General features: G+C 33.1%; 25 protein-coding genes and 1 other RNA gene. 3 read left to right on the forward strand and 23 right to left on the reverse strand.

The genetic code is table 11. The features are described from left to right. Nucleotides 1-14: 14 nt before the first annotated feature. The 13 genes from LPC11_RS09780 to LPC11_RS09840 all read right to left on the reverse strand — a co-directional run bounded on the left by LPC11_RS09780 (nucleotide 15) and on the right by LPC11_RS09840 (nucleotide 6,889). Nucleotides 15-725, reverse strand: coding sequence for a magnesium transporter CorA family protein (locus tag LPC11_RS09780; protein ID WP_159463608.1), 711 nt, complete (start codon nucleotides 723-725; stop codon nucleotides 15-17). Nucleotides 726-754: 29 nt separating this feature from the next. Further along, the gene (locus LPC11_RS09785) at nucleotides 755-1,096 is read right to left on the reverse strand and encodes a pathogenicity island protein (protein WP_231307246.1); all 342 of its coding nucleotides are present in this window, start codon (nucleotides 1,094-1,096) and stop codon (nucleotides 755-757) included. 381 nt (nucleotides 1,097-1,477) lie between these two features. Next, nucleotides 1,478-2,119: a pathogenicity island protein gene (locus LPC11_RS09790; RefSeq protein ID WP_231307247.1), complete on the reverse strand. Its 642-nt coding sequence runs from the start codon at nucleotides 2,117-2,119 to the stop codon at nucleotides 1,478-1,480. Then, nucleotides 2,120-2,485, reverse strand: a complete 366-nt coding sequence (locus LPC11_RS09795) for a hypothetical protein (RefSeq protein WP_231307248.1) — start codon at nucleotides 2,483-2,485, stop codon at nucleotides 2,120-2,122. It abuts the gene before it with no gap. After that, entirely contained in the window at nucleotides 2,478-2,831 is a 354-nt protein-coding gene (locus tag LPC11_RS09800) for a pathogenicity island protein (RefSeq protein ID WP_231307249.1), read from the reverse strand. Before LPC11_RS09800 ends, LPC11_RS09795 begins: the two co-directional genes overlap by 8 nt. Before the next feature lie 244 nt (nucleotides 2,832-3,075). Further along, nucleotides 3,076-4,443, reverse strand: a complete 1,368-nt coding sequence (locus tag LPC11_RS09805) for a DNA primase family protein (RefSeq protein ID WP_231307250.1) — start codon at nucleotides 4,441-4,443, stop codon at nucleotides 3,076-3,078. Between the two features lie 11 nt (nucleotides 4,444-4,454). Further along, entirely contained in the window at nucleotides 4,455-5,324 is an 870-nt protein-coding gene (locus LPC11_RS09810) for a primase alpha helix C-terminal domain-containing protein (protein ID WP_231307251.1), read from the reverse strand. Nucleotides 5,325-5,412: 88 nt separating this feature from the next. Further along, nucleotides 5,413-5,718 (reverse strand): type II toxin-antitoxin system toxin TscT, encoded by a 306-nt coding sequence (gene tscT / locus LPC11_RS09815; RefSeq protein WP_047210626.1) that lies wholly within the window; start codon nucleotides 5,716-5,718, stop codon nucleotides 5,413-5,415. Continuing rightward, a complete protein-coding gene (locus LPC11_RS09820) occupies nucleotides 5,718-6,080 on the reverse strand; it encodes a hypothetical protein (RefSeq protein ID WP_047210625.1) in 363 nt (120 codons plus the stop codon). The genes tscT and LPC11_RS09820 overlap by 1 nt, the downstream gene beginning before the upstream one ends. 1 nt (nucleotide 6,081) lies before the next feature. Beyond that, a complete protein-coding gene (gene tscA / locus LPC11_RS09825; protein WP_194376243.1) occupies nucleotides 6,082-6,294 on the reverse strand; it encodes a type II toxin-antitoxin system antitoxin TscA in 213 nt (70 codons plus the stop codon). Nucleotide 6,295: 1 nt separating this feature from the next. Beyond that, nucleotides 6,296-6,433, reverse strand: a complete 138-nt coding sequence (locus tag LPC11_RS09830; RefSeq protein WP_194376242.1) for a hypothetical protein — start codon at nucleotides 6,431-6,433, stop codon at nucleotides 6,296-6,298. Nucleotides 6,434-6,445: 12 nt separating this feature from the next. Continuing rightward, a complete protein-coding gene (locus LPC11_RS09835; RefSeq protein ID WP_194376241.1) occupies nucleotides 6,446-6,667 on the reverse strand; it encodes a helix-turn-helix transcriptional regulator in 222 nt (73 codons plus the stop codon). Between the two features lie 12 nt (nucleotides 6,668-6,679). Further along, nucleotides 6,680-6,889, reverse strand: a complete 210-nt coding sequence (locus LPC11_RS09840; RefSeq protein ID WP_231307252.1) for a helix-turn-helix transcriptional regulator — start codon at nucleotides 6,887-6,889, stop codon at nucleotides 6,680-6,682. 84 nt (nucleotides 6,890-6,973) lie between these two features. Between LPC11_RS09840 and LPC11_RS09845 the strand changes: the two genes are divergently transcribed. From LPC11_RS09845 to LPC11_RS09855, 3 genes are read left to right on the forward strand one after another with little or no spacing between them, the layout of a single operon-like run. Continuing rightward, complete coding sequence (locus LPC11_RS09845; protein ID WP_080496623.1) at nucleotides 6,974-7,552, forward strand: helix-turn-helix domain-containing protein; 579 nt, start codon at nucleotides 6,974-6,976, stop codon at nucleotides 7,550-7,552. 9 nt (nucleotides 7,553-7,561) lie between these two features. Then, nucleotides 7,562-8,668, forward strand: a complete 1,107-nt coding sequence (locus LPC11_RS09850) for a site-specific integrase (protein WP_231307397.1) — start codon at nucleotides 7,562-7,564, stop codon at nucleotides 8,666-8,668. A 12-nt stretch (nucleotides 8,669-8,680) separates the two neighbouring features. Continuing rightward, nucleotides 8,681-9,313 (forward strand): hypothetical protein, encoded by a 633-nt coding sequence (locus LPC11_RS09855; RefSeq protein ID WP_231307253.1) that lies wholly within the window; start codon nucleotides 8,681-8,683, stop codon nucleotides 9,311-9,313. A gap of 93 nt (nucleotides 9,314-9,406) precedes the next feature. Here the strand turns inward: LPC11_RS09855 and ssrA are convergent. The 10 genes from ssrA to LPC11_RS09905 form a co-directional block, all read right to left on the reverse strand. Then, nucleotides 9,407-9,768, reverse strand: a transfer-messenger RNA (tmRNA) gene (gene ssrA, locus LPC11_RS09860). Nucleotides 9,769-9,945: 177 nt separating this feature from the next. After that, nucleotides 9,946-10,410 (reverse strand): SsrA-binding protein SmpB, encoded by a 465-nt coding sequence (smpB, locus tag LPC11_RS09865; RefSeq protein WP_002466079.1) that lies wholly within the window; start codon nucleotides 10,408-10,410, stop codon nucleotides 9,946-9,948. A gap of 21 nt (nucleotides 10,411-10,431) precedes the next feature. Beyond that, nucleotides 10,432-12,807: a ribonuclease R gene (gene rnr, locus LPC11_RS09870; RefSeq protein ID WP_023374846.1), complete on the reverse strand. Its 2,376-nt coding sequence runs from the start codon at nucleotides 12,805-12,807 to the stop codon at nucleotides 10,432-10,434. Nucleotides 12,808-12,840: 33 nt separating this feature from the next. Continuing rightward, nucleotides 12,841-13,581: an alpha/beta hydrolase gene (locus LPC11_RS09875; protein WP_231307254.1), complete on the reverse strand. Its 741-nt coding sequence runs from the start codon at nucleotides 13,579-13,581 to the stop codon at nucleotides 12,841-12,843. A gap of 134 nt (nucleotides 13,582-13,715) precedes the next feature. Next, nucleotides 13,716-13,949, reverse strand: coding sequence for a preprotein translocase subunit SecG (gene secG, locus LPC11_RS09880; RefSeq protein WP_002450892.1), 234 nt, complete (start codon nucleotides 13,947-13,949; stop codon nucleotides 13,716-13,718). A 68-nt stretch (nucleotides 13,950-14,017) separates the two neighbouring features. Beyond that, nucleotides 14,018-14,476, reverse strand: a complete 459-nt coding sequence (locus tag LPC11_RS09885) for a hypothetical protein (protein ID WP_002450893.1) — start codon at nucleotides 14,474-14,476, stop codon at nucleotides 14,018-14,020. Between the two features lie 217 nt (nucleotides 14,477-14,693). Next, nucleotides 14,694-15,998 carry a surface-displayed alpha-enolase gene (gene eno / locus LPC11_RS09890; RefSeq protein ID WP_002450894.1) on the reverse strand — a complete coding sequence of 435 codons (1,305 nt, stop codon included), beginning with the start codon at nucleotides 15,996-15,998 and terminating at the stop codon, nucleotides 14,694-14,696. A 141-nt stretch (nucleotides 15,999-16,139) separates the two neighbouring features. Continuing rightward, nucleotides 16,140-17,657 (reverse strand): 2,3-bisphosphoglycerate-independent phosphoglycerate mutase, encoded by a 1,518-nt coding sequence (gene gpmI, locus LPC11_RS09895; RefSeq protein ID WP_023374844.1) that lies wholly within the window; start codon nucleotides 17,655-17,657, stop codon nucleotides 16,140-16,142. A gap of 2 nt (nucleotides 17,658-17,659) precedes the next feature. Beyond that, nucleotides 17,660-18,421: a triose-phosphate isomerase gene (gene tpiA / locus LPC11_RS09900; RefSeq protein WP_002450896.1), complete on the reverse strand. Its 762-nt coding sequence runs from the start codon at nucleotides 18,419-18,421 to the stop codon at nucleotides 17,660-17,662. 102 nt (nucleotides 18,422-18,523) lie between these two features. After that, nucleotides 18,524-19,714, reverse strand: coding sequence for a phosphoglycerate kinase (locus LPC11_RS09905; RefSeq protein ID WP_002450897.1), 1,191 nt, complete (start codon nucleotides 19,712-19,714; stop codon nucleotides 18,524-18,526). Nucleotides 19,715-19,838: the final 124 nt, after the last annotated feature.

A 19,838-nucleotide genomic window follows, 5' to 3' on the forward strand; every position in this document is an offset into this window, starting at 1 on the left:
GGCGCTAGTTAGTTTTATTTGTTATAAACGTATTGTTTTTTATATTGAGCTTGTTGTCTTGCACCATCTTTTTTAGCTTTAGCATATTTTAATTGATCATTGTATCTATCAGATAAAGGCTTAATGACCACGTAACCCTCATCATCTTTTGTGATAACTGAACCATTATTTGCCATGCCAATTTGTCTCAACACATTAAACTGGTAAGCTAGATTGTCATGTTCTTCATTATTCTCAAATGGATATAACACGGCTTGTTTTAATGCTGTTAAGGAGAATGACACTTGACCTTGTTCGCTTTCAGATAAACGTTGGTCAAATGCTTTTTGTAATAAACTTAATTCGAATACATCTATTTTTTCTGCGTCTGCCTCTCTAATGTAATCCATAATTTCCGAATTACTATAAAACGATAATCTTGCCTCTAAATTTTGACGTCTAATTAATTCAGATTGCGGTTCTGCGATGTCATCTCTTGTTAATTCCTCTTCGATTTCATCCATACGTGATTCAATACGTTTTAATTTGTCACTAGCAAACTGTTTAAACTCATTTTCAATTTGAGTTACTTTCGGTTTCTGTTGTTCATCAATGATATCCATTCTATAGCCACGTTGGTACATAATAAACGTTTCTTCTAAAAATTGATCTACTTTATCTAACAAATCCTTATATTTTCTATCGTTAAATAATACATCATATGCACTTCCAGTTTTCATTGTCATATTCTTATACCTCTTTCATAGTTTTATTTTTATACTTCTATTTCTTCTAACGCTTTTAAACGCATCTGCGCACCTAATACTTGGCGTTTAACACTATAGATTGCTTGTTGCTTATCTTCTTTATTTCTAATGATGTAATAGCCCCTAGCATCTTTCTTATAGCTATAACCTACTGGATATTGATAGTTAATAATTAAACTCGTTATAACTTGTGTAAGCCATCTATCATTAACTTTATTTAGGGTATAACCTAGTTGATTCAATATCTTAGTCTTAGTTACATATTTTTCATTTGAGTTATGAATAATATCATAAACTCTTAAATATTCGGTTGGTGGTTGAGCCACCTGTTTTTCTATCGTTTTTATCATGTCAAAACCTCTTATATATTAGTATTTGTTGTTCCCTAATTTTTAATGATTCTTACACATGACTTCTTTCGTTCTGCAACTTTTCTCTTCAACTCTATTATACTAAATTTACACCCAAAACACAAACTTACGTTCTGTTTTTAATTCATTTCAATCAATTCTTATCATTCAATTAAAACGTTGATATAACAACTATTTAAGATGATATTCACGCACTTTCACAAGCTCCCTAATAAGAACAAACATTCTATTAAAGAGTGTGGTTTTGCCCCTTATGAATTTTTGAATACTTAGCTTTTTTTAGTTTGTTTTTTCTTCATACCTTTACATAACCTTATCATTTTTATATAGGAGTCACACTACATGTGGCCCCTCTTAACACTACTTATTCAAACTATAATAAGTTGCTTTCAATTCACTTAACTTACGCTCTAACGCTTTGTAATCCTCTTGTGTAGCGTTCTCATCTTGCACAAATTCAGTTACCAACTTCAATTCTTCAACTAATTCTGTTGCTGGTTCATTAATCCCTGTTGCTAACTGGTATAACATTTCCATATTACCTATCACATCAGCATTACTAGACTGAATACCCTCAAGTTCTTCCATGCCAAAATCTGTTTCCATGTACTCGAACATATCAGTATTATTACTTTCTGCGAATGTCTCAAGTCCATACATGAAGTATTCGTTATCAAACATAAAACTAGACATCATATCGCTTATAGTGTCATGTGTACCATCTGCTATTTCATAACCTGCATAATGCCCCTCAATACTTCTTATAAGCCCTTCAGTGTGCTTAGGAGACGCTAATTCAAACGCTTTTCTAACATTACAATCCTTAATGTAGATGTGACCATACAAATTACCTTCCATGACCACATACACCATATCAAACGGATCGTTATATATTTTGAATCCAAACGGTGTATTTCTGCTACTTTCTAATAAACCTGTGTAATATCTTAATAACGTGCCTGCTCTTGTTTCAAACTGATTCGGTATAATTTCAATGTTCATTTAGTTTGTTCCTTTATCTTTTATTCGTAATACTACCGGTATCCATGATGGTGTGCTTACCTCATCAGTGATTGCCAATGGTAATGGTGGTACTTTTCCGTCTAACAAATACCTATTCACTGCACTATGTTTATGCTTAATTACTATTTTACCTTCGTTGCTCAAGTCACTTATTACTGAACCAGATTCCGTTGAACAATGATAAAAGAATACTTGATTTCTCTTATCCTTATAAACAAGTGATCGTTTGCCATTAAACGGAACGCCTGCTTTATCAAATATCGGTTCCAATTCAAAAATGTAAGCCTCTCCTTTATCTTCAATAAACTTAATCACTTTTCTTTTAATTTGTTCTAAACTATCCATGCGTTACCTCCTTAACTATATTGAAAGTAACTGGTAGCCAGTGATAAGTGTCTACATCATCTGATTTTAAAACAGGAAAATTCAGACCTTTACCGTCGACCATGTATATAATTGATTCACACTTTTTCATTTCTATAACACCATCGTTTACTAGTTCACTTACTACATCGAAAGCCTGTTTATTCCATCCATACCAAAACACAATATTACTATTCTCTGAACTGGTATATGCCCCTTGCCCTTTATAATCAAAGTTGTTTTGCTCAAATACTTTTTCTATTTCTACAAAAGAAGTACCAGCATTATCTTTTATATAATCTATTAACTTACTTTGTATATTTTCCATTACAAAACCTCACAGTATTTTCTTTTTTTCTCACACTAACCTGTAATGTGATAAACCCTTTTATATCAGTACTTTCAGTGTGTTTCTTACACCTTACAGGTAATACGCCCTAGTTTATAATTTTTATTTAGATGCTTTAATATTCTTATGAATTGTTATTTAAGTGTAAGGTGTAAGCTAGTCGTAACAAACGTAGTGATATCAACACTTTTACGCCTTACACTTTTCTAATATTCCTTACAGATTAATGTAAGGTTTTTAATATATTTCCGTTAGAATCATATATTACATTGGTTGTATCTTTCACATAGAATCTTTTAGTTTTTTCTTGAGCTTTTGACCAATAAGCTATAGATTTATATCCTAACTTTGATAATTCTTTAGAGAAATTCATTTTATTCATATGATGATAGCCATTATTAGCACACCATATTTGATATATTTCATATGCTTTATCTGTGTTTCTTCCCTCAACTACTGGCAATTGTCTGTAGTCTTTATCTTCTGCATCTTCGATAAACTGTAGCACTGGATTATTATCATGCTGATATTCTTCTTTTGTTTTTCTAGCGATTTGAGGTTCAATAATCTCATTGTTTTCTAGCGTTCTCTTTAGACCTTTTAACGCTAAATTAAGCAATGCTGACATATTATGTGGTGTTATCAGTTTATTTAGTAACATCGGGTCTTTCTTTTGTCCGTCTTTACCAAATTTACGCAACATAGGAATAATAACCATACGTCTATAAAAGCCCTCACTCTTGTCATTGCTCATTGGCAATTCATTACTAGCAAATATCAGTTTTACATACGGTTTGAACTCAAATGCGTCTTGTCCTTTAAACTCAAGTGTAATGTAGTTACCAGTAACAATAATCTTAAAGTTACCTGTATCTCTAATTCTGTTTGGATCTATATCATCAGCAATATTCACTAATTTCCCTTGCAAGTTAGCAGGTTTAAACTTGTCGTTTAAATCATTAAAGGATAACGCCGTTGTATTCTCTGGATTATAAAAATGGTGCAATAACTTAAGTAATGTCGTTTTACCATTACCGCCTGGACTATAATAGAAGAAAGCAACTTGTAGGAAATTATCACGGTATAAACCGTAGCCAATCATTTCATAAATTAATTGTTCTACTTCTTCATCTTCATTTGAAATGTCTTTGATGAATCTTTCTATCAAATCACTTTGCGCATCTTTATCAAAATCAACATCGATAATATTGGTTATATAGTATTGAGGACTAAACGACTTTAATTTTTCTTCTAAAGTGTCATATATGCCATTCTTTAACCCTATATAACGTGCTGAACATTGTTCTTGGTAATTACCTAAACATAAGGTTTTTAACTTCTGAAACACTTCTTTATTTTGTTGTTCTCTCAAGGACGGAATATATTTAATGGTTATCTTACGGACAACATCTATATTTAGTGGTTCGTATTTCTTACCTGTGAACACATGTGGACGGTTATCAATATAGCAACCGTGATATTCTTCATATAAAAATAATGCAAATTCATAAAACTTAAATCTATTCCCATCAAAGAAATCTTTTTCATCAAATATTGTTTTATTTTCCAAATAATCTGGAAATTTTGCCATAAAAAGCCTCCTTATCGATGTTCTCGTTTGTATATAGATTCAAATGTGGCGTTAAACTCTCTTGAACTCATTGGAGGGTTACAATTTTCATTCCACATAAAGCAATATGCGTATACTAATGGATCTGGCACACGTCTGTTTAGCAATACACCAATTAACGATGTTAACGTTTGGTTTCGGTTACCTGTAGATACACCAAAGGCGATAGACTTCCAAAATTCATTATCTCGACGTTTAGGATATTTAAATTTAGTTGATTCCTTGTGTTGTGATTTATATTTTTCAAACCATTCTTCTAACATTTCAGTCCCCAAAATCGGGGCGTCATTATGTTGATGTATGAACGGATATTTATCTTGTTGATATACAGGTAACGCCATCGCTCTGCTAGGTTGAAAACTCCCCTCATCTACTGGGTGACCTATTTTATTTACCAGCACTTTTGTATACTTACGGTAATCATCTGCATTGATACGCTCATTCAATGGCACATACAAGCGTATTCTAGGGCTTTCTGTTTGGTGATTAAACGTAGTATGCCAAAACCATGCAACACCTTTTAATGTGTCTGTAATTGCATCATGCAGTGGTCTCAACTTGGGTATATCATCGTAGTCCAACACTAGAACATCACGATAAATCACATTGTCATCGTTACGGTATTTTTTATATTCTTTTCCATCTTCATCAATACCATCTTTCATATCACCATATATAGTGACACCACGAGCATACTTATTAGTATTATTTTGTGGTATTGATAACCTATTAACTAACTCACTCCATTTAGGTTGAGAGAAACTTTTAAAAGAACGAGAATCTAGGTTGTTATACCAAACCACTGATACTTGGGTATCGTGTTCTAGCTTTATTTTGTTCAATTTATTCACCTCTAGTGATTAACAGAGCAGAAAATGATACAATGTATAAAGAGTATTTTATTAACTGCTCTGTTAATTTATTAAATTTCTATGCGTTATCTGATTCAGTCGCCAAACTATCTTCAGATGACGCTTTTTCTATTTCACGAAACTTTTCAAGAATGTTATCAAACTGTTGTAAATAAAGGAATAGTAGATCAAACATCTGACCGTCATGGATACGTCTTTCATGATAAGAAATTCCTTCTCTGATTACCTCATCTTTATTTAATACATGACTTGTTTCATAAGGATAACGTTCATCAAAATGCCAAGCGTGACTATCCTTTAAATCTTCAAATCTATCTTTCAATACTTCCAAATCACTAAATAAATTTCTAATTTCCATTTTCATTATTCTATGTCCTCCAACTTCCCAATAAAACTTGTCATTTCTTCGATTGCGCATTTTAATTCTTCAACATCATCCTTAGTAATGAATTGACGAACATTTGAATCTTCATAATTTATAGGGAAGTCCATCAAGGTTTCTGTTGCTCTTACAAGCTCTTTATAATTTCTGTAATCCATAATAATTTCTGATATCTCACTATCACTTAATCTAGGGTATTCACTTTTAATAATTGAAGCATCTCTACGATATTCTTTTTGTAGTAGTTTGCTCATTTTTTTAGTGCGCTTTTTACCATTTACCATATGATCGTAATTCAATTTATTTTCAATATTTTTGTAATCTTCTCTAGTTAATTTATTCATCTTATTCATTCTCCTCATTGATATTAAAATTTTTCTCTAACTCTTGGACTGCCCATTTCATTATTAATTCAAGATGTTTTTCTCGATTAATTTGTGAAACTACCTCCTGACCGTCTTTAAATTCAGTATGCTCATAACTTTCAAATTGATTATAAATACTTGTTTTAAGTTGGTACTTTATATGTTCTAATACTTCAAGTTGTTCTTGTTTCATCTTATTCAACCTCCAATAATTTAATTCCATATGCCGACGCTAAAATATATAAAGTGAAAGCAATAAATACGTTTGCAACTAATGCTACTGCTAACGTTATAAATGAAATCGTACCAATGTACGTTAGACAATTTCTCATCGTGTTACCTCCTTATGAATTTACTTTGATTGATGTTGAAAATAAATCGTCAATCGACATTTCAAAATGTTCACTTAATTTTCTTGCCTCTGGCATTGTGAAATCTGCATCTTTACCAATGATTTTTAAACTAAATCTTTGTGGACTAATACTTAGCAATTTTGCCAATTGCTTTTGGGTATAGCCCTTTTCTTTATAGCAGATGTATAAATTCCAATATTTAACTTTTTGCATAACTTAACCCTCCTATTGTAATTCTTGAATAACACTAAGGTTAAAAATTTTTTCAGGCTTTTCTTTTAAACCTGAAGAGATTTTAACTATAGTATCTAAACTAGGATTATTATTTTGTTCTTCTAACTTGTATATAGTTGTTCGACTAATACCAGTTATTTTACTTAATTCAGTAATTGTAATCCCTTTTCTTTGTCGGATATTTTTTATACTGTTATTCATGGTTAACACCTCCTGATATAAATATAATCTTTTTTGCTTTTTGTGTCAATTATGAATTACAATATTTTTTAAGAGGTGAAAAATATGAATGAATTTGGTAATAAGTTGAAAGAACTCAGAGGAGAAAAATCTATCAGAGAAACTTCAAAAAACATAGGAATTAGCCACACATATTTGGATAGTTTAGAAAAAGGATATGATCCTAGAACTGGAAAGGAACGAAAACCAACAATTGAAGTAATAAATAAAATCTCTAAATACTATAATTATGACCTTTTCGAACTATTAAATCTTTCTGGATTGTTACCATCATTATCTGAATTACCCAATACACCACGTGAGGTGCAAAAGAAAGTCCTATCAAATATGATAGAAAATATATCAAATGAAAATGAAACAGAGATAAAGAATAACTATATAAATTTACTAAACAAAAAATTAGAGTTCGATGAAATTCAATATTTAAAACATACTTATAATTTTTTAATTACTGAGATGAATGATGTGAATGAAAATGGATATTATTCGACAGATTTTATTATTAAACTAGGTCAACTAATTTCAAATTTATACCATAATAAAAATTCTCAAAACAATGAATATTATCAAGAAATCTTAAATGATTTCGATAAATTTTTAAAAGAATACATAAATATCAAGTAGGTGATTACCATAGAACATAACTTAAACCTATCCCACAATATATATAAGGACGCTAAACGTGGTACTTACTATTTCCGTATAAAATACTATGATAAATATAATCAACGTAAGGAAATTAAAAAGAGTGGCTTTAAACATCGTAAAGAGGCTTTGAAGAAATGTAACGAGATTATGAATGAGTTAGAGGGTGTCGGACAAATAAATAAACTCCCCTTTGATAAACTCGTAGATGAATATATAGACTGGTATTCTGCCCGTCGTAAGTCATCTAGTGTAAAAGCATTAAAGACACATGTAAATAACCATTTGCTACCTTATTTTAAGTCTATGGACGTGTTCAATATGACTACACAAGATGTGATGAAGTTTCAAAATAAAAAGTTAAAAGAAGGACATTCTGGAGACTACTTAAAAAAGATGCATGTATATTTAGTATCATTACTGAACCATGCAATGAAGTTTTATGATCTCAAGCAAAACGTAGCATCACTTGTAGGTAATTTTGAAATAGAATCACAGAAACGTCTAAACTATTGGACACTTGACCAATTCAACCAATTCTATGACGCACTGGCTACGCAACAACAAAAGCTATTCTTCAAACTATTGTTTTACTCTGGGGCACGTAAGGGCGAAATTAGAGCCCTCACATGGCGTGATATTAACTATGATGATGAGTTTATCCATATAAACAAAACGGACTATCACGGTGAAGTAACAGTCCCTAAAACGAAATCAGCCATACGTGATATATACTTACCTACTCACATGATGGATGACATTAAAGATTATTTAATTTGGTATAAAGAGAATAACGTATATAAAGACGATTATGTGCTATTTGGTACATTCTTCAAAGCATATAGTGAATCAACCATTGATCGTTGGTTTACCACTGCATTAAAAGTATTAGATAACCAACTTCCAGATGGTCAGACGTTCCCTAGAATTGTAATCCATGAACTAAGACATAGCCATGCGTCTATGTTGGTCAATCATGGCGCAAGTATCATGGTAATAGCACAACGTTTAGGTCATGCAGATAGTAACGAAGTATATAATAGATACGGGCATTTGTACCCTAGTACACAGAAAGAAATAGTTAAATACTTATGAGGAGTCGTTTAAATGTATGAGTTATGTAAAACAATTATTGAAAAAATTTATACCTTTGCTACAAGTGATTTAGGGCATGAATTTTTTAAGATTTCAACACAACCGATTGCAACCTTACTTCTTGGATTATTTGTGTTTTTATATACAAATGCTCACCATAAAAGAACAATGTTGAATTCACTTGATTCGAAGTCCGAATGGAGAAAAAAACTTTTTGAAATCGCCGGTACTTCTAAAATAACTATGGACGAGGTTTTTCAATTTAGAGCATCACTTAGATTCAATTATAAAAGTGCAGATGAAAAACATTTAAATAGGTTTGATAAAATGAATATAATAATAATAAAATACTGTAAAAAACTAACCAGAGAAGATAATAACAATGAACCTTTTTGTTTTATTCAGTCTGTAGATTGTAATGATCAAGAAATTATTCGATTATTTTGTAGATACATGTTAGCTGACCATTGGGAGAAAAATCACAATAGAAAACATAAATTTAAAAAAATTCATAAAGAAGAAGAATTATGCATTTATACCTTACAAAAATTCATATTATTATATAAAAACAGTAACTTTGATAACAGTAACTTTGATAAATTATATTGTCACTCATTAAAACTATTGGATAAAAAGACACCCTAAATAAGGGTGTCTTTTTATGTGCTGGGGCATATCTGAGGCAATATTGGGGCAATAAAAATAAAAAGCCCACAACCACATGGGTTGCAGGCTATATAATGGAGACGGCGGGATTTGAACCCGCGTCCAGAGGTCCTGATACATATCTTTCTACGTGTGTAGTTTATCATTGAATTTCGCATAATGAGAGGTGATAAACAACCAACATTATGCTAGTTTGATTGGTTTTCATCTAAACAGACTTCAAACGGCAGTGTTTAGCATATCCTACTTAGGTTGAATCGCGTTAACAGCACATAGGAGATGCTGTTAGGCGATGCAGAGTGCTATTACGCAGCTACTGCGAAATTATTGTTTGATTTGCCAGTTATTATAAACTGAGTGTGTTAGTGACGGAGACAACCCTCCGACACGCTTAATAAGCTCTGGGGACCCCTGTCGAATCCATAAACGTCCCCGTAATATAATGTACTTTGTAGAAATCAAACATGTCGTTAACAATAATATTATCATTGTCACTCAAACTTGATGAACAACGTCTGAGTCACCTAAAATATGATGTTCTTACTCAACCTCTTTTCTAACAAAGCACTTATTAATATATCAAATGTAGCCCGTGTAAGCAATAGTATTGCTTAATAACGGGCTTTTACTGCGCGATCCATATCACGTTTGACTGCTTTTTCTTTTAAAGCTTGTCGTTTGTCATATTTTTTCTTACCGCGAGCAATACCTAATAATACTTTACATTGACCATGTTTTAAGTACAATTTTAGCGGAATAATAGAATACCCAATTTCTCGTGTGCGGTCACCTAATTTAATAATTTCTCTTTTATGAAGGAGCAACTTACGTGATCGCAATGGATCATGGTTAAATCGGTTACCTTCTTCATAAGGCGCAATATGCATATTATTTAAATAGATTTCACCACGTTTTACTTGAGCATAGCTATCTTTAAGATTGGCGCTACCTCTACGTATAGATTTAATTTCTGTACCTTGTAACACAATCCCCGCTTCAATCGTATCTTCAATATTATAATCGTGTCTTGCTTTACGGTTTTCAGCTAATGTGCCTGGTGATTTTTTCTTAGCCATTCTGTCTCACCTCTTTGCTGCTTATTTTTTCTTTTTACGTGATTTTTTCTTAACGCTTTTATCTTTATAGAATGGTTTATGCTTCGTGTTACCTTTTTTATCTTGTTGGCGTGCATTTTTACCTTTACGTTGTTTACGTTTGTTTTTACCGTTTCCTTTATCATCAGATTTTGATTTATCTAATGATTTACCACGTGTTTTTGCTTGAATAGTCTTACCACGTGCTGGTCGTTGGCTTCTCTCATTCTTAGGTAATGGCATTCCGACGATTTGGAAATCAATCATGCGTTCATCCACATCGACATGTGTCACTTTGACTTTGACAGCGTCACCGATACGGAAAACTTTGGCTTGGCGTTCACCAATTAATGCCATTTGACGTTCATCAAATTGATAATAATCATCGGTCATATTTGAAATATGGACCATACCTTCAATAGTATTTGGTAATTCAATGAACATACCAAAATTAGCTACAGAACTAATGATACCTTCGAATTCGTCACCAATGTGTTGAATCATATATTCAGCTTTCTTCAACTCATCTGTATCACGTTCTGCTTCAATCGCACGACGTTCGCGTTGAGATGTGTGTTCGGCAAGTTCTGGTAGTTTATCTTCCCATTTATGTTGTTCCTTTTTATCCATTGAATGTTCAATAAGGTATTTACGAATTAAACGGTGTACCGTTAAATCTGGGTAACGACGTATAGGTGATGTGAAATGTGTGTAATACTCTGCAGATAGACCAAAGTGGCCTAAGTTCACATCATCGTAATGCGCTTGTTGCATTGAACGTAACATCATGGTTGAGATCACCATTTGTTCTGGTCGTCCTTCAACTTCTTCTTGAATATTTTGAAGCGTTGTCGGATGAATATCTTCACCTGTCCCTTTAATCATAATGCCAAAGTTCGTAATAAAGTCAAAGAACTGTCTCAAGCGTTCTGATTTAGGTTGTTCATGGACACGATAGATAAATGGTACTTCTAATTTATTAAAGTGTTCAGCTACGGTTTCATTAGCCGCTAACATGAATGACTCAATTAAACGTTCACCTTCACCACGTTCACGTACTTGTACATCTGTTGGGATACCATCTTCATTAACAAGCACTTTCGCTTCATTAATATCGAAATCAATTTCACCACGACGTTTTCTCATATTTACTAAACGCTTAGATAAATCTTGTGCCAAGTCAAGCATTGGTGTGATTTCACTATATTGACGACGCACATCTGGATTTTGTTCAGTAATAATTTGATTAACCGCATCATAAGTCATTCTGTAGTTAGAATGGATGACACTATCAAAAATGTCATGGTTCACTACTTCACCACGTGAATTGATTTCCATACGACAACTTAAAGTTAAACGATCGACTTCAGGATTTAATGAGCAAATACCATTACTTAATCTATGCGGAATCATTGGAATAACTCTGTCTACTAAATACACACTTGTAGCTCTATCATAAGCTTCTTTATCTAAAGCTGAATCTTCAGTTACATAATAACTTACATCTGCAATACTTACAGTTAATTCCGTATTACCGTTTTTTAATTTTTTAACGCTAATAGCGTCATCTAAGTCTTTAGCATCTGCACCATCAATTGTAATGGTTAATTCGTCTCTTAAATCATGACGCCCTTCGATTTCAGAAGGTTCAATTTCATCTGGAACATCTTCAGCTTCTTTAAGCACATTATCTGGGAATTCTATTTCAATACCATGTTGATAAATGATAGATAAAATATCTACACCAGGATCGTTTTTATGGCCTAGTATAGCTGAAATGTGCCCTTCCGGGTTATCTGTTCCATCAGCATATTTAGTGATTTGCACTAATACTTTATGCCCATCTACTGCACCTAAGCTTTGACCCTTAGGAATAAAGATATCCTGCATAATACGTTTATCATCTGGAATGACAAAGCCGAAATGTTTCGCTTCACTATAAGTCCCTACTACTTGAGTGACAGAATGTTTTTCGATGGATTTGACTTCACCTTCTGTCTTACCTTTAAAGTCGCCTCTACCTTTGTGAACTTCTACGATGACGGTATCTCCATCTAAGGCTCTATTGATTTTTGTGGGCGGGATGAAAATGTCATCTACACCCTCTTCTTCTGGTCTTAAGAAGGCAAATCCTTTTTTATTCTGACTTAACGTTCCTCTTACTAATTTCGAGTTTGACTTACTAGATTGCTTTCGTTGATATCTATCTGTCTTCGTACGTTCAATTAAACCAGTTTGTTCTAGTTCAACAAGCACCTTTATTAAATCTCTGAATGAGTCGGCACTATTTAAACCTAACGCATCTTGAAAATCTGATACTGACATGGGTTCGTAGTCAGGTTGTTTAATCATTTCTTCGATGGATTGTTTTAAATTCATTATGCCCCTCCTTTCTAATTATCTTGTTTATTTTTATTCTGACCAATCTAATGATTCTAAAAATGCGTAAATATCCTCAAAGACTTGTTCTTTTTCTTTATCGATGGTAATCACATGTCCTGAGTTCGCATACCATTTAATATCTTTATCATCAGATTCTACAGTTTCATATATATAATTTGCTGATTGAGGATCAATCATTTTATCTTGTTCTGCTTGAACAACTAATATTGGGTCCATCACTTTATCCACTTGATCTTTAACGTCTTTCATTGTAGCACTCAACTCTTCAAGTGTTTCAGTTGGATGGAAATGTTCCATTTCTTGATCAATCGTCTCTTGATCTTTACCCTCATATTTCTTGAAATTTCTAGCATATTCTAAAAATCCGTCGTAAATTGTGCTCGATGACTTATCATCCATAGGAGCGCACATAGTTATAATACCCTTAACATCTCTGTTTAAGCTTAATTTTAGAGCAAAAACGCCACCTAATGATAATCCCGCAACTGCGATTTCATCATATCCTTGATCAACTAAATATTGATAGCCATCTAAGACATCTTTAAACCATACGTATGGACTCGATTTTAAAATTTCTTCAGGTGGTGCAGCATGTCCCTCATATTGTGGCGCATAAGATGTATAGCCCTTTTTCTGTAAGAAACGTCCTAATTGTCTTACATCTGAAGAATTACCTGTAAATCCATGTAATAACAATACTGCACGCTTGCCCTCTTCGAAAAAGAAAGGCTTAGGTAGTTTAATTTGCATGATGTTCATCCCTCTTCCAAAAGTATTCATAAACCGTTTTTATATCAAACGACTTCCCTTTACTAGTCGATATCTCTATCATTCATTTTTTCTTTATTATAAATAAAAAAGCCCGACATGAACATCGTCGGACCTTATAAACCAAGATAACTTATGCCAATCATAAGTAAAAAGAATATTACAGATAAAATTATTGTTAATCTATGCAAGAATAAATCGACGCCACGTTGTTTTTGTTTACCAAATAACTGTTCTGCGCCGCCACTGATAGCACCTGAAAGTCCATTACTTTTTCCTTCTTGGAGTAATACAACAGTCACTAATGCAATACAATCTATAATTAATAATACGACGAAAAATGTATGCATAAAAATTGTCCTCCATTCATTATATACGAATCGAATTATAACACATATTCGTATTGTTTATCAATCTTCTATCGATTGAACGTACTTTTACGCTTAATTGATACGACTAACATATACGCTGCTAAAATAAGTGAACCAATCACTACAATTAAAATAGGTAATATAGCTATCACACTTTTAACATCTAATATCGCTTGTACAACCATGTATAAATTGACGAGTGTAAAGAAAGCATTTGAAATATATACTGCAAACATAAACCACCACAAATATGGATGGCGATTCCAATATGCAATGACACCTGATAAATAAGCTAATAAATACATGACACCGTCAAATCTAAAACTGTTTAATACTTGATTTACTGAATTAGTCGTTGTCTTTTGACCTGCTAGTGATAACAACGTTTTAACTGTTGTAGCATCTAACACGATAAAATTATGAATGATTAACAATATGAAAAATATAAGTGAACTGATAGCTATTACATTTCCTGTAACGACTTCTCTTTTTGTTGTTTCAGCCATTATCGTTCTCCTTTTATAAATGAATACTTACATTATTATACCAGTTTGTATATATAAGTTAAATCATACTTATTGATATGCATTTAATTGAATAGACTCAATAACATAAGCATATTAAAAAACCGTTACAGCCTCAACTCTGTAACGGGTTATGTTTCTAGGATGCACATCCTAGATTTTTAGCGTGAACTCAATAATTTTAAAGTTAAAACAAAACTTATTTATCTAAATTGTAGAATGATTTAATACCATCAAATTTAGCAGTTTCGTATAATTCATCTTCAATACGTAATAATTGATTGTATTTAGCAATACGGTCAGTTCTTGATAATGAACCAGTTTTGATTTGACCAGCGTTTGTAGCAACAGCGATATCAGAAATTGTTGTATCTTCTGTTTCACCAGAACGGTGAGAAACTACTGCTGTGTAACCAGCTTTTTGAGCCATTTCGATTGCATCGAATGTTTCAGTTAAAGTACCGATTTGGTTAACTTTGATTAAGATTGAGTTACCAATACCTTGTTCGATACCTTTTGATAAGATTTCAGTGTTAGTTACGAATAAATCGTCACCAACTAATTGTACTTTATCACCGATACGTTCTGTAAGTTGTTTCCAACCTTCCCAGTCGTTTTCGTCCATACCGTCTTCAATAGTGATGATTGGGTATTTGTTAATTAATTGTTCTAAGTAGTCAACTTGTTCAGCTGCGCTACGTTTAGCACCATGTTCACCTTCGAATTTAGTGTAGTCATAAACACCATTTTCGTAGAATTCTGATGAAGCACAGTCAAATCCTAAGAATACTTCTTCACCTGGTTTGTAACCAGCAGCTTCGATAGCTTGGATAATTGTTTCTACAGCATCTTCTGTACCTTCAAATTTAGGAGCGAAACCACCTTCGTCACCTACTGCAGTTTCTAATCCACGTTTACTTAAAATTGATTTTAAGTTATGGAAGATTTCAGCGCCCCAACGTAATGATTCTTTGAATGATTCAGCACCTACTGGTAAAATCATGAACTCTTGGAATGCAATCGGCGCATCTGAGTGAGAACCACCGTTAACGATGTTCATCATTGGAACTGGTAATTGTTTACCGTTAAATCCACCTAAGTATTTGTATAAAGGTTGACCTAATAAGTCAGCTGCTGCTCTAGCTACGGCGATTGATACACCTAAAATAGCATTAGCACCTAATTTACCTTTATTTGAAGTACCGTCTAATTGAATCATCATTTTGTCGATAGATACTTGATCTAATACTGAGAATTCACCTTCAACGATTTCTGGTGCGATAATTTCATTTACGTTTTCAACAGCTTTAGTAACACCTTTACCTAAGTAACGTGATTTGTCACCGTCACGTAATTCTACTGCTTCGTGTTCACCTGTAGAAGCACCTGATGGTACTAATGCACGGCCGAAAGCGCCACTTTCAGTTAATACTTCTACCTCAACTGTTGGGTTACCACGTGAGTCTAAGACTTCGCGAGCGTAAACATCTGTAATAATTGGCATGTTTAATTTCTCCTTTAAATATATGATTTAAAGCTATTATAGCTTTATTTATTTAATTAATAAAATGATAATACATGTTGTTAACGAAAAGTTAACAAACAAGGGAACTAAATCCCTTATTTGAAACACATTTTCTATAAATTAATGATTAATTAATGATTCACCTGTCATATCTTCAGGTTGTTGAACATTTAATAAATCTAATAATGTTGGAGCTAAGTCACCTAAACGACCAGTTTCTCTTAAAGTTACGCCTTCTTTTGTAACAATAACTGGAACTGGGTTAGTTGTATGTGTAGTCATTGGTTGATCATCATCTGTTAAGACTTGGTCAGAGTTACCATGGTCTGCAGTGATAATCGCATGACCACCCATATCGATAATTTTATCTACAACTTCACCTAAACATTCATCAACAGCTTCGATAGCTTTGATTGTTGGCTCTAACATACCACTGTGACCAACCATGTCAGGATTAGCAAAGTTTAATAAGATTAAATCTAAATCGCCTTTGTCTAATTCTTCTAATAAGGCATCTTTTACTTCATATGCGCTCATTTCTGGTTTTAAGTCGTAAGTTGCAACTTTAGGTGAATCGATTAAACGTCTACGTTCACCTTCAAATTCAGCGTTACGACCACCACTCATGAAGTAAGTGACATGAGGGAATTTTTCAGTCTCAGCAATACGTAATTGTGTAAGATTATTATCTTGAGCAACTTCACCAATTGTATTTTTAAGGTCTACTTTTTCAAATACAACTTCAGCATCAACGTCATCATTGTATTTTGTAAATGTAGCGTAGAATAAGTCATTAACTCGTTCTACTTTGAAACCTTCAAATGCTTTATTAGTGAATACTTCTGATAATTGAGCAGCTCTGTCTGGACGGAAGTTATAGAAGATAACTGCATCTCCGTCATTAACGCCATCATTTTGTCCTTCAACGATAAATGGTTCAACAAACTCATCTGTTAAATCTTTATCATAGTTCGCTTCTACACCTTCTTTAGCAGTAGCGAATGTAGGACCTTCAAAATTACGAATTGCGTTGTAAGCTTTTTCTTCACGATCCCAACGTTTATCACGGTCCATTGCATAATAACGTCCAGATACTGAAGCGAATTGGCCTACACCTAATTCTTTAAATTTAGCTTCTGTTTCTTCGATATATTTAATTGCAGATTTTTGATCAACGTCACGTCCATCTAAAAATGCATGTACATATACTTTTTCTACACCTTGCTTTTTAGCTAATTCTAAAATAGCAAATAAGTGTTTATAATGACTGTGAACACCACCATCTGATAGTAAACCGAATACATGTAATGCTGAATTGTTGTCTTTCACATGTTTCACTGCGTTATTTAAAACATCATTTTCGAAGAAATCTCCGTCTTCGATTGATTTGTTAATACGAGTTAAACTTTGATAAACAATACGTCCAGCACCAATATTCATGTGTCCTACTTCAGAGTTACCCATTTGACCTTCAGGAAGACCAACATCTAATCCACTTGCTTCTATTTGAGTAGTTGGATATTTATTGTAGTAACGATCAAAATTAGGTTTGTTTGCTAATTTTACAGCGTTACCGTGCTCACTTTCACGATTTGCAAAACCATCTAAAATGATTAAGGCAGTTGGTTTTTTTGCCATAATTATTTTGCACCTTCTAACAATTGTTCAAAATCTTCTACTTTTAATGAAGCGCCGCCTACTAACGCGCCGTCGATATCTGATTGAGCCATGTATTCTTTGATGTTGTTAGGTTTAACACTTCCACCATATTGAATACGAGTTGCATCAGCTACATCTTGGCTTGATAAGTCTGCAATTGTTTTACGAACATGTGCACACATTTCATTAGCATCTTCAGATGTAGATGATTTACCAGTACCGATAGCCCAGATTGGTTCATATGCAATCACAACTTGTTTAAGTTGCTCATTTGATAAACCTTCAACAGCTTTCTTAACTTGGTTACCTACAACTTCATTAGCTTTACCACTTTCACGTTCTTCATCTGATTCACCAACACAAATGATTGGTGTCATACCGTGATTGAAGATAGCGTGCGCTTTTTTATTAACTTCTTCGTCTGTTTCGTGGAATAAGTCACGACGTTCAGAGTGTCCGATGACAACATATTTCACGCCTAAATCAGCTAATGCTACTGGAGAAGTTTCTCCTGTGAAAGCACCATTATCTTCAAAATATGCATTTTGAGCACCGATTTGTAAGCCTTTAGCTTTACCATCTTTAACTGCTGTGATTAATGCATCTAATTGAATTGTTGGTGCACAAATTACTGATTCAACTTCTTTAGGATCAGGTAATGTTGATAATTCATTAACGAAATCTTTAGCTTCTTGAACTGTTTTGTTCATTTTCCAGTTACCTGCGATAATTGGTGTTCTCATTCAATACACTCCTTAATATTTTAATGTTTATTGGTATACTATATATCTTTCAACATTCGTTTTCCCGAATATGTCTGAGAAAAACACAACATTTTATAGATATTATTTATTGTTGATTGCTTTAATACCAGGTAATTCTTTACCTTCTAAGTATTCTAATGATGCACCGCCACCAGTAGAAATGTGAGTGAAGTTATCTTCAAATCCTAGTGAGATTGCTGCTGCTGCAGAATCACCACCACCGATAATTGTCACGGCATCTTTTAAGTTAGCGATTGACTCACATACACCGATAGTACCTTGAGCAAAGTTACTAAATTCGAATACACCCATAGGTCCATTCCATACTACTGTATGCGCACCTTGTAATTCTTTGTTAAATAATTCAACAGTTTTAGGACCAACATCCATTGCTTCTTGGTCTTTAGGAATATCATCAATTGATACTTCAGTGATTTCTGCATCATTTGAGAATTCTTTTGCTACTTTAGCGTCAACAGGTAATACGATTTGGTCTCCATTGCTTTCTAATAATTCTTTAGCAAAGTCAATTTTGTCTTCTTCTAATAAAGATAATCCAATTTCTTTACCTTGTGCTTTAAGGAATGTATAAGCCATTCCACCACCGATAAGGATTTTATCAGCAATGTTTAATAAGTTTTTGATTACGCCGATTTTATCAGAAACTTTAGCACCACCAAGGATTGCTACCACTGGTTTGTGTGGATCGTTAACTACGCCACCAATGAATTTAATTTCTTTTTCCATTAAGAAACCAGCTGCAGTTTCTAAATGAGTAGAAATACCTACGTTAGAAGCATGTTCACGGTGAGCAGTACCGAATGCATCATTTACAAATACGTCACCTAATGAAGCCCAGTATTTACCTAATTCTGGGTCATTTTTAGATTCTTTTTTACCATCTAAATCTTCAAAACGAGTATTTTGTACTAATAATACATCGCCAGCTTTAAGATCTTTGATTGCAGATTCTAATTTTTCGCCACGAGTTTCAGGTACAAATACAACGTCTTTATCCAATTTTTTAGATAAATCATCTGCAACAGGTTTTAATGTTAATGATTCTTTGTCGCTTTCTTCTTTCACTTTACCTAAGTGTGAGAATAAGACAACTTTACCACCTTGTTCGATGATGTATTTGATTGTTGGTAATGCTTGAACAATACGGTTATCGTTTGTGATTTCACCATCTTTTAATGGTACGTTGAAGTCCGCACGAACTAATACCGTTTTGTCTTTAAGTTCTAAATCAGAAACTATTTTTTTAGCCATTTTCATTTCCTCCTTTAATTAGGAAAACATATATTAAAAAATAAGCGGAGAAGCGTTTGTGCTCCCCGCTTACTCATAAGCTTTATTATAAAATTTAACAGTTAAGAGCACTAGTTAAATTAAC

It is taken from the genome of Staphylococcus sp. HL28 (assembly GCF_021117155.1).
Lineage (GTDB): Bacteria > Bacillota > Bacilli > Staphylococcales > Staphylococcaceae > Staphylococcus > Staphylococcus warneri.

Bases quoted from the DNA above. Each gene is read 5' to 3' on its own strand.
- tscA (WP_194376243.1), bottom strand. From the start codon at position 6,294: ATGAAACAAGAACAACTTGAAGTATTAGAACATATAAAGTACCAACTT.
- LPC11_RS09830 (WP_194376242.1), bottom strand. From the start codon at position 6,433: ATGAGAAATTGTCTAACGTACATTGGTACGATTTCATTTATAACGTTA.
- eno (WP_002450894.1), bottom strand. From the start codon at position 15,998: ATGCCAATTATTACAGATGTTTACGCTCGCGAAGTCTTAGACTCACGT.
- LPC11_RS09845 (WP_080496623.1), top strand. From the start codon at position 6,974: ATGAATGAATTTGGTAATAAGTTGAAAGAACTCAGAGGAGAAAAATCT.
- LPC11_RS09835 (WP_194376241.1), bottom strand. From the start codon at position 6,667: ATGCAAAAAGTTAAATATTGGAATTTATACATCTGCTATAAAGAAAAG.
- LPC11_RS09785 (WP_231307246.1), bottom strand. From the start codon at position 1,096: ATGATAAAAACGATAGAAAAACAGGTGGCTCAACCACCAACCGAATAT.
- LPC11_RS09820 (WP_047210625.1), bottom strand. From the start codon at position 6,080: ATGAATAAATTAACTAGAGAAGATTACAAAAATATTGAAAATAAATTG.
- LPC11_RS09905 (WP_002450897.1), bottom strand. From the start codon at position 19,714: ATGGCTAAAAAAATAGTTTCTGATTTAGAACTTAAAGACAAAACGGTA.
- tpiA (WP_002450896.1), bottom strand. From the start codon at position 18,421: ATGAGAACACCAATTATCGCAGGTAACTGGAAAATGAACAAAACAGTT.
- LPC11_RS09875 (WP_231307254.1), bottom strand. From the start codon at position 13,581: ATGCAAATTAAACTACCTAAGCCTTTCTTTTTCGAAGAGGGCAAGCGT.
- LPC11_RS09795 (WP_231307248.1), bottom strand. From the start codon at position 2,485: ATGGATAGTTTAGAACAAATTAAAAGAAAAGTGATTAAGTTTATTGAA.
- rnr (WP_023374846.1), bottom strand. From the start codon at position 12,807: ATGAATTTAAAACAATCCATCGAAGAAATGATTAAACAACCTGACTAC.
- smpB (WP_002466079.1), bottom strand. From the start codon at position 10,410: ATGGCTAAGAAAAAATCACCAGGCACATTAGCTGAAAACCGTAAAGCA.
- LPC11_RS09800 (WP_231307249.1), bottom strand. From the start codon at position 2,831: ATGGAAAATATACAAAGTAAGTTAATAGATTATATAAAAGATAATGCT.
- LPC11_RS09780 (WP_159463608.1), bottom strand. From the start codon at position 725: ATGACAATGAAAACTGGAAGTGCATATGATGTATTATTTAACGATAGA.
- LPC11_RS09805 (WP_231307250.1), bottom strand. From the start codon at position 4,443: ATGGCAAAATTTCCAGATTATTTGGAAAATAAAACAATATTTGATGAA.
- LPC11_RS09885 (WP_002450893.1), bottom strand. From the start codon at position 14,476: ATGGCTGAAACAACAAAAAGAGAAGTCGTTACAGGAAATGTAATAGCT.
- gpmI (WP_023374844.1), bottom strand. From the start codon at position 17,657: ATGGCAAAAAAACCAACTGCCTTAATCATTTTAGATGGTTTTGCAAAT.
- secG (WP_002450892.1), bottom strand. From the start codon at position 13,949: ATGCATACATTTTTCGTCGTATTATTAATTATAGATTGTATTGCATTA.
- LPC11_RS09840 (WP_231307252.1), bottom strand. From the start codon at position 6,889: ATGAATAACAGTATAAAAAATATCCGACAAAGAAAAGGGATTACAATT.
- LPC11_RS09790 (WP_231307247.1), bottom strand. From the start codon at position 2,119: ATGAACATTGAAATTATACCGAATCAGTTTGAAACAAGAGCAGGCACG.
- LPC11_RS09855 (WP_231307253.1), top strand. From the start codon at position 8,681: ATGTATGAGTTATGTAAAACAATTATTGAAAAAATTTATACCTTTGCT.
- tscT (WP_047210626.1), bottom strand. From the start codon at position 5,718: ATGAAAATGGAAATTAGAAATTTATTTAGTGATTTGGAAGTATTGAAA.